Genomic DNA, 13063 nt, shown 5'->3' on the forward strand with positions numbered 1-13063 from the left:
GCGTAGACAACTCTGATGATCGATTCCCGTGCCTGCTCGCTACATCGGAGTACCCGCCTGTCCGTATCTTGGATGCCTACTGCCGGTCGCTCTTAGCCGTCTCGAAGGATCGCGTGGTGGCTGTTTCCTACGCTCATAAGGGCAAGGTCGTACTTTTCTTTCCTGGGCTGGCCTGGTCTGGCCGGAGAACCGCAGGACCGCTGCGCCTGCCGTCGGCCAACCGGATCCAGCTGCGCAACGTCTTCGGGTTCATGCCGAGGTCGTTCGCGATCGGAGCGACCGCGTCGGCCTTGGACTCGGGCGGGTAGTTTTTCGTCACCATCTGTCACAGACTCCTGTCCACCTGGACCTAAAGATCCAAGTCTCAGTGTCCGAAGATCATGGGCAGGCTTCCGATGCGGCCTCCGCTCGACAGCGGTTTCTGGAACGGCCCGCTTTGGCACCGCGCCACCTTTTTCCGAAGGTCCCGCCGAGTAGGCATTGGACGCGCTCGGGGCTGGCTGGGCGGCTTCCTCACCGACGTGAGCGCCCAGCACGGAGTCACCAACGCTCGGTGCTGCTCACCGTCACGCGGTCCTTCAGATCGGCCGACGCGGGCTGAAGGGCTCTGCGGTAGGGATTCTGCGCACCGGGTGACCGTGTATGTATCCCGGGTGGTGGAGTGGCAACACTGCGCGGGATGCGGCCGGGGTGGGGCACGATGAGGAACGGGGGTTCGATGAGGGAAGCGGGAAGTCGTGACGATGGGCCACAAGACGGCGGCTACCGGCCGCCCCCTGATCACCGCGCTGACCGAAGCCGCCGCCACCTCCGGTCGCGCCCCTTCGGTGCACAACAGTCAGCCGTGGCGCTGGAAGGTTCTGCCGACCGCGCTGGAGCTACGGGTGGTGCGGGACACGCGGCTCGCCGCCATCGACCCGCAGGGCCGGCTGGTGACGCTGAGCTGCGGCGCGGCGCTGCATCACGCCCGCGTGGCGTTAGCCGCTGAGGGCTGGACCGCGCTGGTGGAGCGGCTGCCCGACCCGAACGAACCGGAGCTGCTTGCCAGGCTCGCCGGGTTGCGGCACACCGGGGCGGACCCGGACGCGATGCGCCTCGTGCAGTGCATGCAGGTCCGGCGCACCGACCGCCGGCCGGTGAGCGAGGAGCCGGTGCCGGGCCCGGCCCTCGACGAGATCGTGCAGGCGGCCACCGCGGAGGGTGCGTGGCTGGAGGTGCTGGACTCCGAGCAGGTGATGGAACTGGCCGCCGCGGCGGGGCGGGCCGCCGCCGCGGAGGCGGGGGAACCGGAGCTGCGGGGGGGAGCTGGAGTACTGGACCAGCCGGGCCGGCACCGGCACCGGGCTGCCGCCCGAGGTGCTGCCCGAGCACGCCCCGCAGACCACCGTGCCGGCCCGGGACTTCGGCCGCCCCGGCACCCTGCCAGTCGGCCCCGGTCACGACCAGGCCGCCCGGTACGCCATCCTCTACGGCGACGAGGACGAGCAGGACAACTGGCTGCGGGCCGGCGAGGGGCTCTCCGCCGCCTGGCTGACCGCCACCCGCCTCGGGGTCTCCGTGGTGCCGCTCAGCGGCGTGGTGGAGGTGGACGGCACCCGGCAAGCCCTGCGCCGGCTGCTGGCCGGGCTCGGCTTTGCGTACCTCGTGCTGCGGCTGGGTATCGCGGACCCGGCGCACGCGGGGCCACCGCGCACCCCGCGGCTTCCCACCGATCGGATCGTCGACGCCTGCGCGGTGCGCGGGAGCGCTTAGCGGGCTCGTCCCGCCGCTTGCCGGGCGGGAGGGCAGGGCAAGCGATAGACGAAACGCGCGCCTCGTGCCGTGCCGTACGGCAGCCTGGGAGCATGGCACGGCAGTCACCACAGGATGCGCGTGACGGACCCCTGCCGGCGGGGCACGATCCCCGTCAGCCGATCGGCCAACTTCTCGAAGATCTGGAGGCGAGCCTGGATGGGCTGTCGAGCGCGCAGGCGGGGCAGCGCCTGGCCGACTGGGGGCCGAACGAGCTGCGTCGGCTGGGCGGGACTCGGTGGTGGCGGGATCTGGTTCGGCAGCTGGTTCACCCGCTCGCGCTGGTGTTGTGGGTGGCGGCTGGCTTGGCCTGGGTCGCCGGGACACCGGTGCTGGCGGCGGCGATCGTGGCTGTCATCCTGATCAACGCGGTGTTCGCGTTCGCGCAGGAGCGTCACGCCGAACACGCCGTTGAGGCGCTGAGCCGGTACCTGCCTCAGCGGGTCAGCGTGCTGCGGGATCAGCGGCGGCAGCGGGTCGACGCGCGGCGGTTGGTGCCCGGTGACGTGATATTCATCGCCGAGGGTGAGCGGATCTCCGCTGACGCCCGGCTTGTGGACGGGTCGGTCGAGGCGGATTTGTCGGCCCTGACCGGCGAGTCGCAACCCGTATACCGCGCTGCCGGCGACGCCGGCACGCAGGAGCCGTTGGTCCAGGCGTCGAACCTCGTGTTCAGCGGGACGGTCTGTCTGGGTGGGCAGGCCCGGGCCCTGGTCTACGCCACGGGCATGCGCACCGAGTTGGGGCGCATCGCCGCGCTGTCCCAGCGCGTGGGGCGTGAGGAGAGCCCGCTGGAGAGGCAGGTCAAGCGGGTGGCTTGGCTCATCGCGGTGGTCGCCTGCATCGCCGGGGCGGTCTTTTTTCCGATCGGAGTGTGGGCGGCCGGAATGCCGATCTCCGACGCGTTCGCCTTCGCGATCGGGCTCCTCGTCGCCAATGTCCCCGAAGGTTTGCTGCCCACGATCACTCTCGCCCTCGCCGTCGGCGTACGGAGGCTCGCCCGGCGCGGGGCCGTTGTCAAGCGGCTCAGCGCGGTGGAGACGCTCGGGTCCACCGCGGTGATCTGTACCGACAAGACGGGGACGATAACCGAGAACAGGATGCGGGTGGTGGCGGCCTGGTCGGCCGGGGTCCTCATCGAGGAGGCCGACCTGACGCGTAGGGACCAGCCCGCGGGGGTCCGGGACCTCGCGCGGACCGGCGTGCTCTGCAGCAACGCGCAACTCGGATTCGGGCCGGGCGCGGAAGCGACCGGGGATCCCACGGAGATCGCTTTGCTGCGGTTCGCCGAGGGGCTCGGCGTCGACACGTCACCGGAGCAGCGCCCGCGGTGCCGGCGTGGGGAGTTTCACTTCGACCCCAAACTGCGGCTGATGTCTACCGTCGATGTCGACGAGCACGGTATGTGGCTACACACCAAGGGCGCCCCCGAAGCGGTCATCGCCCGCTCCACCACGATCATCGAAGCCGACGGGCGAGAGCAGCCTCTGGACGACACAACCCGACAGCATCTGACGGAGGCCGTGACAGCGCAGGCCGCCAAGGGTATGCGGCTCATCGCCGCGGCCCGCCGCCCCGTGTCGGAAGTCCCCGCCAGCCGTGACGAAGCCGAACGCGGCCTGTGTTTCCTCGGCTGGGTCGCCATGCTCGATCCCGCCCGCCCCGAGGTCGCGGATGCGGTGGCCTGCTGCCACACCGCTGGCATCCGCATCATCATGATTACCGGCGATCACGGGCTGACCGCTGCGGCCATCGCCACTCAGGTCGGCATCACGCAGCCAGACCCGACCGTCGTCAACGGCGACCGCGTCGACGCCATGCCCGACGACGAACTCACCGATCTTCTCGGACGTACCCCGGATCTCGTCTTCGCCCGGTCCTCACCCGAGGCCAAACTCCGCATCGCCAAAGCGCTGCAGAGCACCGGTTACGTCGTGGCCATGACCGGCGACGGGGTCAACGACGCCCCCGCCCTACGCCGCGCCGACATCGGCGTGGCCATGGGCCGCACCGGCACGGACGTCACCCGCGAAGCAGCCACCCTGGTCCTCACCGGACAACTTCGCCACCATCGTCGTCGCCGTTCGATCCGGCCGACAGGTCTACGACAACGTCCGCAAGTTCATCCTCTACATCTTCGCCCACGCCACACCCGAGGTCGTGCCGTTCCTCGTCTTCGCCCTCTCCGGCGGGGCGGTCCCGCTACCGCTGACGGTCATGCAGATCCTCGCCATCGATCTCGGCACAGAAACCCTCCCCGCGCTGGCCCTCGGCCGCGAACCCGCCGAGCCGGGACTCATGAACCGGCCACCACGCAGGCGCGGCAGCACCATCGTCGACCGGCACATGCTCATCCGAGCCTGGGGTTACCTCGGGGCCATCTCCGCCGTCCTCGTCATGGCCGGCTTCTTCCTCACCCTCTACCGGGCCGGCTGGCGACCAGGCGACCCCACCGGCCCCGGAACCCCCCTGCACCACGCCTACCAGCAGGCCACCACCATGACCCTCCTCGGTATCGTCGCCTGCCAGATCGGTACCGCCCTCGCCGCCCGCACCGAGCGCACCTCGCTCCGCGCCGTCGGCCTGGTGACCAACCGCCTGCTGCTGTGGGGAATCGCCTTCGAGCTCGCCTTCGCCGCCGCCATCGTCACCGTCCCCCCGCTACAGGCGATCTTCGGCACCGCCCCACCCGACCCCCTGATGCTCACCCTCCTGCTCGCCTTCCCGATACTCGTATGGGCACCCGACGAGATACGGCGAGCGGTACGCCGCGCCGGAAGTCGCTGACGTCCCCACGTCGGTGGCCAATGACATCGGGCTCTTGGTTGACGACATCCCGCGCGCGGTGCCGGGAGGCCCCCCTCTGATCCCCCGATCTGTGCCGCCATGATGCTCGCGCCGATGGCGCTTCCGGCCGCCCCACGGCAGAACGCCGGCGTAGGGGTGGGGCACTCGGGCCGCCCGTCGACCCGGCTGAGGACGACGGCGGCGCAGATGGCGTACGCGAGCACGCTGCCGGCCAGAGATCTCCTCGGCTTCATCCGGGTAGATCCAGCCTCGAGCGCGACTGCCCGCCGTCGTGGCTGGCGGCTACAGGTTCGGCGGTGCCGAGTAGATCCGGCCCGTGTACTGGGCCACTTTGTGTTCCCCGAGGTGGGTGGCGAGGTCCGCCTCGCTGATCATCCCGACCAGCTGCCGGTTCTCCATCACTGGCAGCCGCCGGATCTGGTGCTGTTCCATCAGCCGCAGCACCTCGTCCTCGGGGGCCTCGACGTCGACCCACACCGGCGTGCCCTGAGCCAGCTCGCGTGCCGTGGTCGTGCGCGGGTCGCCTCCTTCGGCGATGCACCGGATGACGATGTCCCGGTCGGTGACGATGCCGTGCAGGCGCTGATCGCCACCGCAGATCGGCAGGGACCCGACCCGCAGATCCCGCATCTTCCGCGCGGCCGTCTCGAGGGTCTCGTCCTCCCGAATGCACTCCGCGCCGCGGTGCATGATGTCTCCGGCCCTGGCCATCCTCATCCTCCTGATCACCGAACGATCTTGGGCAGTGTCGTGGGTGCCGCCATTCAGCAGCGGCAGCGCGGCATCCCCTAGGGGTTGGTCATCAAACATCCGGCGTGCCGCCCGACGGCTGGTTGACATCCGCCAACCCGGGCAAGGTGCCTGTTTCACTGCGAACCGTCGTGAAGAGTACGTAGGTTTGCCGCAGGGGCAGCGGGTGCGCGGGGGTTGGTGTGATGGGCGAGCCGCGGGAGGCGTTCGTCGAGTTGCAGGACCGTCTGCGCCGGCCGGGCACGGGGATGTTGGATCGGCTCCGGCAGGCGCAGGTCAAGGATGGCCGCATCGACGCCGAGGACCTAGAACGGGTCGCCGGCGAGTTCGGCTGGCCGGTGGCGGCCGTGACCGGTTCGGTGACGTACTACGCGGACTTCGCGGAGGGTCGCCGGGGCCGGCGGCACGTGCGGGTGTGCGAGGGGACCTCGTGCTTTGTGAGCAGCCGGGGCGAGCACATCGCGCGGGTGGAGCGGGCGCTGGGCGTGCGGCTGGGCGAGCGTGCCGCGGACGGGTCGGTGTCGCTGCAAGGGGTGCGTTGTCTCGGGTACTGCTACGACTCGCCCGCCGTACTGGACGGGGAGCTACCAGCCAGCGGGGAGATTCTGGGTGGGCTGTTCGGTGACCCGCTGGCCGCGCAGCGGCGGACGAGGCCTGGTTGGGTCGAGCCGTTGAAGATGCGGGCGGCGGAGATCCCGTACGTGAGCGCGGTCGATCAGCCGGTGGTGCTGGCCGGTCTGGTCGGTGGCGAGGAGCCGTGGGCGGTGTGGCCCAGCGTGGTGGCAGCCGGTGCCCGCGACGAGGTCATGTCCGAGATCGCCGCCTCGGGTCTGCGGGGGCGGGGCGGGGCCGGTTTCCCGGTGGCGAAGAAGTGGTCGATGACCGCCGGCGAACCCGCCCCCCGGTACGTGGTGGGCAACGGCGACGAGGGTGATCCCGGCTCGTACGGGGATCGGCTGCTGATGGAACGGGATCCGCATCGGATCCTGGAGGGCCTGGCGCTGGCCGGCTTCGCGGTGGGCGCGCGGCACGGGCTGATCCTCGTGCGCTCGGAGTACCCGACGGCCGCCGAGCGGCTGCGTGCCGCGGTGGTCGAGGCGCGGGAGGCAGGTCACCTGGGCGAGCGGGTGCACGGCTCGCCGGTCGACTTCGACGTGGAGATCGTGGTGGGCGCTGGCTCGTACGTGGCCGGGGAGGAGACGGCGTTGCTGCACGCCCTGGCCGGGTTGCGGGCGGCGGCGCGGGCGCGCCCCCCGTACCCGACCAGCCACGGCTTCCTGGGACATGCGACCGCGGTCAACAACGTCGAGACGCTGGCGGCCGTACCGTGGATCGTCCGGCACGGCGGAGCCGCCTACGCACGGCTGGGCCACCCGGACGAGCCCGGCACCAAGCTGGTCTGCCTGAGCCAACGGTTCCGCCGACCCGGCGTGTACGAGGTGGAGTTCGGCGTGCCGCTGCGCCACCTGGTGGAGGAACTCGGTGGCGGGCTGCGCGAGCCGTACCGGCTGCGCGCGGTGCAGGTCGGCGGACCGCTCGGCGGCTTCCTCACCCCCGACCAGCTCGACCTGCCGCTGCTGTCCGAACCGCTCGCGGAGGCCGGGGCCGCGTTGGGACACGCCAGCCTCGTCGCGGTCGACTCGACCGTGCCGGCGGTGGCGATCCTGCGACACGCGTGGGCGTTCGGGGCGGCGGAAAGTTGCGGAGCCTGCACACCCTGCCGGGTCGGTACCCGCCGCGGCCTCGAGCTGGTCCAGCGGATCCGGGAACCCGCGCAGGCCGCGGCGGCGCTCGCCGACCACGATCCCCTGCTGGAGGTCTTGGATGTGGCGAGCCTGTGCGCGTTCGGGCGTGGGGTGTCCTGCGCGGTGCGCAGCCTGCTGCGGGTGTACTCCGACGAGCTGCACCACACGGCCCCCAGCAGCAAGGGGGGCGAGTAGATGCGGTTGTCCGTCGACACCATCGGCGTCGAGGTGGCCTCGGGAGCCACCGTGCTGGACGCCGTGCGGGCGGCCGGGGCCGTGGTGCCGACCCTCTGCTACGACGAGCGGCTCACCCCGCAGGGATCGTGCCGGGTCTGCCTGGTCGGAATCCGGGGGCGGGCGATGCCGGCCTGCACCACACCCGCCGCCGACGGGATGGAGATACAGACCGACGATGAGACCGCCCGCAGGTCGGCACAGCTCGCCCTGGAACTCCTCGTGTCCCAACTGCCTGCGCGGGCGCTCGACATCCCCGCCGAACGCAGCGAGCTGGTCCGCGCCTGCCAGCACTTCGGCCTGACCCGATCCCGGTTCGACGGTGCGACCCGCAACGCGGGCGTCGACCACTCCCACCCGTACGTGAAACTCGACCGGGACTTGTGCATCGCCTGCAACCGGTGCGTACGCATGTGCGCCGAAGTGCAGGGCACATTCGCACTCTCCCTGGCTGGACGCGGGTTCGGCACCGTCGTCGTGGCCGGCACCGGCGGCCCGTGGTTGACGTCCCCGTGCGTTGCCTGCGGCGGCTGCGTCGACACCTGCCCGAGCGGGGCCCTGTCCGAACCAGGGCTGGCCGACCCCCGCCCGATCAGCCGAACGACCATTACCACCTGCGGCTACTGCGGCGTCGGCTGCACCCTGCGGGTACACACACGCGACGAGACCGTCGCCGCGATCACCCCGGCGCACGACGGACCGGTCAACCGCGGCCACGCCTGCATCAAAGGCCGCTTCGCACACGCCTTCACCCGCTCCCGAGACCGGCTGACCACCCCACTGGTCCGCGACGGCGGCCGGGACTCGCCGCTGCGGCCCGCGTCCTGGCAGGAGGCCCTCACCCTCGCGGCGACCCGGCTGGCAGCCATCCGCGACCGCCACGGGCCCGACGCCATCGGCATGATCTCCTCCGCGCGGGCGACCAACGAGGAGAACTACCTCGCCCAGAAATTCGCCCGCGCCGTGCTCGGCACCAACAACATCGACAACTGCTCCCGGCTGTGCCACGCCCCGTCCGCGGTCGGGCTCGCCGCCTCGTTCGGCCACGCCGGCGGCACCAACTCCGTCGACGACCTCGACCACACCGACTGCATCCTCATCGCCGGCGCGAACCCCACCGAGGCCCACCCGGTCATCGGCGCCCGGATCAAACAACTGGTGCTACGCGGCGCACGGCTCATCGTCATCGACCCCCGCCGCATCGACCTCGCCGAGATGGCCGACGTGCACGTCCAGGCCAGACCGGGATCCAACGTCGCCGTCTTCAACGGCATCGCCCGGGTGCTACTCGACGAGGGATACGCCGACCAGGACTTCCTCCGCACCCGGGCCAGCGGGCTCGCCGAACTCACCGCGCTACTGGCCGACCATCCGCCCGACCGCGCGGCACGGCTCGCCGGCGTCACGCCCGAGACACTGGTCGCGGCGGCCCGCCTCTACGGGACGGCACGCCGCCCGGCCATCGTCTACGGCCTCGGCATCACCGAACACGCCCACGGCACCGACGGCGTACGCACCCTGGCAAACCTGGCCATCCTCAAAGGCGCGGTCGGCACCCCCGACTGCTGCGGCGTGCTGTCCATGCGCGGCCAGAACAACGTCCAAGGCGCCTCCGACATGGGCGCCCTGCCGGACATGCTGCCCGGCTACCAGCGCGTCACCGACCCCGGTGTCCGCGCCCGGTTCAACCGAACCTGGCGGGCGGAGGTGCCGGCCCGGCCCGGGCTCCGCATCCTGGACATGTTCGCCTCAGCCACCGCCGGCCGAGTGCGCGCGATGTACGTCATCGGCGAGGACATCGCGCAGACCGACCCGGACAGCGGCAACGTGCGCCGGGCACTGGCCGCCTGCGACCTCGTCATCAACCACGACGTGTTCCTCTCGACCACCGCCGAACACGCCGACGTGGTGTTCCCCGCCGTGCCCTTCCTCGAAAAGGACGGCACCTTCGTCAACTTCGACCGCCGACTCCAACGGGTCCGCCCGGCGCTGGACCCACCCGGACAGGCCCGCAGCGACTTCGACATCCTGCACCTGCTCGCCCGCGCGATGGGCGCCGACCTCGGCTGCCCCACCCCCGCCGACGCGATGGCCGAATGCGCCACGCTGACCCCCACATTCGCCGGCATCTCCCACACCCGACTCGACCGGGACGGACCACTGCACTGGCCCTGTCGCAGCCCCGACCAACCCGGCGAAGGGCGGCTCGACCTCGACTCGTTCGCCACACCCGACGGCCGCGCCGCACTCGCCGCGCGACCATACCTGCCATCCGGGGAGGAACCCGACACCACCTTCCCGTACGTCCTGATCACCGGCCGCCGGCTGGTGCACTACAACAGCGGATCGATGAGCCGCCGCACCCCCAACCACCAGCTCCGCCCACACGAAGTGCTCGACCTGCACCCGGACGACGCCGCCCGGCTCGGACTGGCCGACGGCGACCTCGTCGAGGTGACCAGCCGCCGGGCAACCGTCACCTACCCGGTCCACCTGACCGACACAGTCGCCCCCGGCCAGACGTTCACCACCTTCAACTTCCCCGACACCCTCACCAACGCCCTCACCTCCGACGCCACCGACACCGACACCGGCTGCCCCGAATACAAGATCACCGCGGTGTCCCTGAGCCCCGTCCCTCATCGAGCTGACAGCCGGGCGGCCGGCCGCTGACTTCTCCGACGCGGGGACCACGCGTACATGGGATGACCGATCTGGCATCCATGTCGCGGTGGTACGCCGATAACAACTGACCGATGCGGGCATGGCCACGACGGCCAGCCACTGGTACAGATCAGGGCCTGCCGTACGTGCGTGGCGGTCGGCACGCCCTGGCACAGCAGCCGCAGCGCATCGACGGTCACGAGGTTCAGGTTCACATCTGGTCAGTGCTGGCCTGAGCGCGGCGAGCGCGGCGGCCGGGTCGGCGTGAAACCGGAGGATCTCGATCGCGTAGCCGATGCTGGTCATTCGGGCGAGGACGAACCGGTTGCGGATGGCGTCCGCGGCGACGCGGCTGGCCAGGACGGCGGAGCGGGTCATCGGCAGTGCCCGGAACCGGTCGATGTGCCGGTGGCCGGGGCCGTCGGCGAGGGTTACCCCGGTCTGGGCGGTGCCGAACGCGATGGGGAGGTCCCGGATTTCCGGGCAGCGCGGCAAGGGCGACGCGCAAACAGGTTGTTCGTCAGCTCGCGTCGGGCGCCAGCCCTGCCCGTTGATTCGCCTGTGCCTTCGGCACTCGGGATGCTTGCAGCAGTTCGCTGATGGCAAGGCGTAGCCGCGAGGCGAGGCTCCTGCCGCAGAACCCGATATCGTCGGCGCATGCCTGGTTGACGTCGTCGATGGCCTGTTGTGCCCGCGCACGCGCACGGTCGGGCTTGCGGCCGGCGAGGAAATCACGATGCAGCAGCCGCACCGCCTGGCCGAGGTGCTCGATCGAGGCTGGAAGGCTCGCCGGTATCGACTCACCCAGCCGTACCGTCGATATGACCCAGTGCGCCATCTCGCGGCTGTCGGAGTAGGCGAGTTGGAGGTGCTCGGCGGCGTGCTGGTAGCGGCGCAGGATTTTCAAGCGTCGCCACCGCCACGGTGAGAGAAGGGCGATCTCCCCCGCGGCGGCCACCATCTCGATGGTCTTGTTTCTATGCTTTTCTGCCGCGACCAAGCTCCGCAGGGCGCCCTCAGCCTGGTGGACGTCACGCTGCCCCAAGGCGCGAGCGACCGCGGTGAGGTCACGGGCGACGATGTCCAACGTCGGACCGGCAGCGCGATGAACGACGCGCACGGGGTTGGCCGGCATGATCAGCAGCGCCACGGCGATGGCCGTCACCCCTCCGATCAGCCCGTTGGCGGCCCGCGCCGCGGCGAGGTTCTCCGTGGTCAGCGTTCCCAGCAGCACAGCGGTACCTCCGGCATGCACCATGACGGCGCCGCTGCCCTGAATCACGGCTGCCGACGAGATCGCGAACGTCACGATCAGCGCGGTCTGAACCGGTCCTGTCCCGATCACCTCGATGATCAACTGTCCGGTCACCGCGCCCAGGATCACCCCGGCGGTGAGTTCCGCCGCTCGCCCGATCCGATTGCCGAGGGCAGCCGCGACCGTGCCGACCGACGCCGCGGGCGCGAACAACGGCTGCGGGGTGTGCAGCACGTCGTCCGCGATGAACCAGGACAGACCGGCCGCCACACCTGCCTGGACCGCGATGATGAAGTAGCTGCGAAGCCGCTCGTAAGCCTCCCGGCTCTCTCGCTGCACCAGCTGCTCTGGCCGCCCACCCTGGTATCGGCTGCGCACGTCTGACCTCCCCCAGGGGCGGTGCCACGGTCCCGCGGGCAACCGATGCTTTGCGATCCCTTGCCGCTGGTGGCCGGGTGCAACGACGCCGGGGGCCAGGCCGTCAATCCCCGCACGGTCTGGCCCCCGCAACCGCGTCCCGTTCGCAGGCCGAACTGCGGGCGCCGTCGTCGTCAGGCGTCGGGCATGACAACGATCCGGTTCTCCACCGACATCACGCCCGGCGTTGACCAGGCGACCCGTGCGGCTTCTTCGCGTTCACGCCAGGACCGGACCACGCCGGTCAGGACGACCTTGTCGCCCTCGATGGTCACGCTCAGCCGTTCGCCGGGCGTGTCCACGGCGCGGATGAGAGCCTCCTCGATCCTGTTTCGCGCCGCCGCCACGTCCACCTTGACCCGGGGCCGCAGTGAGATCTGATTCGTGACTCCCCGTACTCCCGACAGGCGCCGTACCGCCCGCTTCGCGGAGCGCCGCTGGAACTCCCACTCGACCTCGCCGCTGAGGGTCACCCAGCCCTTGGTGACGGTGACGTGGATGTTCTGGCTCGGCACCAGCGCGTCCCACTCCAGGGCCCGGGTCGCCGCGGCCGCCAGGTCAGCGTCGGTGCGTTCCGCCGCGGTCGGTAGCCGCACTTCGAGGTCGTTGGCGACCGCCTTCACGCCCCGCACCCGGTGCGCCGCGTCCTCGGCCGCCCACTTCTTCACGTACGAGTCCACCCATCCGGTCAGGGTCACCACACCGTCCTTGGCGGACACGCCGATCTCGTTCGGGTGGACGCGGGCGTCCCAATGCATCTCGGCCAGCACATCCCGCTGCAGCTGCTCATCCGTTCGGGCCATCGTCGTGGTGGTCATCGCGCTCCTTTCCAAAAGTCCTCGGGTACTCACCTTCACTGTGAACCACCCGCACTCGTACGGGTGGACGCACGTCGGGACGTCGCGCTAACGAGCGAATCACCACAGTTGCGGGGACGAGAAGCCGTATCCTCCGTTAGGGAGGTCCGGATTCTGCGCCGACGAGAGGCCGCATACGCCGCCTCGCTTCCGCCGGACGTTCCCGTTGACACCGGGGCTCACCCACCGGTGTTGTTGACGGGGCTGAGGCTGACGCCTCGTGTCGTGCGGGTTCGGCGTTCGTCCGGGTGGTGGCTCGTGTCGCGCCTACGATGGGGTCATGTCGCCCTCGGGACGGGAGCTCACGCGGGAGCGGGAGACGTTTTTCCGGTCTCTGTCGTCGCGGGCGGGGCGGGTGCTTCCCTGCTGGGTCGCCGGCGTGGTGTTGATCAAGGTGGAGGTGGGTGACGGCGGGGAGTTCTGGCGGGTGGCGATGCGTGACCGGGGTGTCGTCGTGGACAGGGGCAGCGAGCCGGCCGATGCCACGGTGGTGCTGTCGGCTGGCCTGTTCCACGACTTGATCACGGGTGGTGATCAGTTGA

The 13063-nt window shown here is 70.6% G+C and carries 6 protein-coding genes and 3 pseudogenes; 6 read left to right on the plus strand and 3 right to left on the minus strand.

The window, feature by feature from the left end; genetic code table 11:
• Window positions 1-743 precede the first annotated feature (743 nt).
• The 3 genes and pseudogenes from ACGFI9_RS37535 to ACGFI9_RS37545 all read left to right on the plus strand — a co-directional run bounded on the left by ACGFI9_RS37535 (window position 744) and on the right by ACGFI9_RS37545 (window position 4578).
• Window positions 744-1752 (plus strand): annotated as a pseudogene (locus ACGFI9_RS37535) (Acg family FMN-binding oxidoreductase).
• Between the two features lie 92 nt (window positions 1753-1844).
• A pseudogene (locus ACGFI9_RS37540) lies at window positions 1845-3719 on the plus strand (cation-translocating P-type ATPase); the annotation flags it as partial.
• Window positions 3720-3951: 232 nt separating this feature from the next.
• On the plus strand, window positions 3952-4578 hold the full coding sequence (locus ACGFI9_RS37545) for a cation transporting ATPase C-terminal domain-containing protein (RefSeq protein WP_393185912.1): 627 nt from the start codon (window positions 3952-3954) through the stop codon (window positions 4576-4578).
• Window positions 4579-4881: 303 nt separating this feature from the next.
• On the opposite strand, the gene ACGFI9_RS37550 is transcribed toward ACGFI9_RS37545, so the two are convergent.
• Complete coding sequence (locus ACGFI9_RS37550) at window positions 4882-5439, minus strand: CBS domain-containing protein (RefSeq protein WP_393185914.1); 558 nt, start codon at window positions 5437-5439, stop codon at window positions 4882-4884.
• A gap of 95 nt (window positions 5440-5534) precedes the next feature.
• Here ACGFI9_RS37550 and ACGFI9_RS37555 point away from each other — a divergent pair, with 95 nt between their 5' ends.
• A complete protein-coding gene (locus tag ACGFI9_RS37555; protein WP_393185916.1) occupies window positions 5535-7289 on the plus strand; it encodes an NAD(P)H-dependent oxidoreductase subunit E in 1755 nt (584 codons plus the stop codon).
• Window positions 7290-10001: a formate dehydrogenase subunit alpha gene (fdhF, locus tag ACGFI9_RS37560; protein WP_393185918.1), complete on the plus strand. Its 2712-nt coding sequence runs from the start codon at window positions 7290-7292 to the stop codon at window positions 9999-10001. It abuts the gene before it with no gap.
• Window positions 10002-10512: 511 nt separating this feature from the next.
• Here fdhF and ACGFI9_RS37565 read toward each other — a convergent pair.
• Together ACGFI9_RS37565 and ACGFI9_RS37570 are read right to left on the minus strand one after the other, a co-directional pair.
• The gene (locus ACGFI9_RS37565; RefSeq protein ID WP_393185920.1) at window positions 10513-11625 is read right to left on the minus strand and encodes an aromatic acid exporter family protein; all 1113 of its coding nucleotides are present in this window, start codon (window positions 11623-11625) and stop codon (window positions 10513-10515) included.
• A 173-nt stretch (window positions 11626-11798) separates the two neighbouring features.
• Window positions 11799-12482 carry a BON domain-containing protein gene (locus tag ACGFI9_RS37570; protein ID WP_393185922.1) on the minus strand — a complete coding sequence of 228 codons (684 nt, stop codon included), beginning with the start codon at window positions 12480-12482 and terminating at the stop codon, window positions 11799-11801.
• Window positions 12483-12801: 319 nt separating this feature from the next.
• On the opposite strand from ACGFI9_RS37570, the pseudogene ACGFI9_RS37575 reads away from it, so the two are divergent.
• Window positions 12802-13063: pseudogene (locus ACGFI9_RS37575) on the plus strand (hypothetical protein); the annotation flags it as partial.

It is taken from the genome of Micromonospora sp. NPDC048930 (genome assembly GCF_043197935.1).
Classification (GTDB): domain Bacteria; phylum Actinomycetota; class Actinomycetes; order Mycobacteriales; family Micromonosporaceae; genus Micromonospora.

Bases quoted from the DNA above. Each gene is read 5' to 3' on its own strand.
- ACGFI9_RS37555 (WP_393185916.1), top strand. From the start codon at position 5,535: ATGGGCGAGCCGCGGGAGGCGTTCGTCGAGTTGCAGGACCGTCTGCGC.
- fdhF (WP_393185918.1), top strand. From the start codon at position 7,290: ATGCGGTTGTCCGTCGACACCATCGGCGTCGAGGTGGCCTCGGGAGCC.
- ACGFI9_RS37570 (WP_393185922.1), bottom strand. From the start codon at position 12,482: ATGACCACCACGACGATGGCCCGAACGGATGAGCAGCTGCAGCGGGAT.
- ACGFI9_RS37550 (WP_393185914.1), bottom strand. From the start codon at position 5,439: ATGTCAACCAGCCGTCGGGCGGCACGCCGGATGTTTGATGACCAACCC.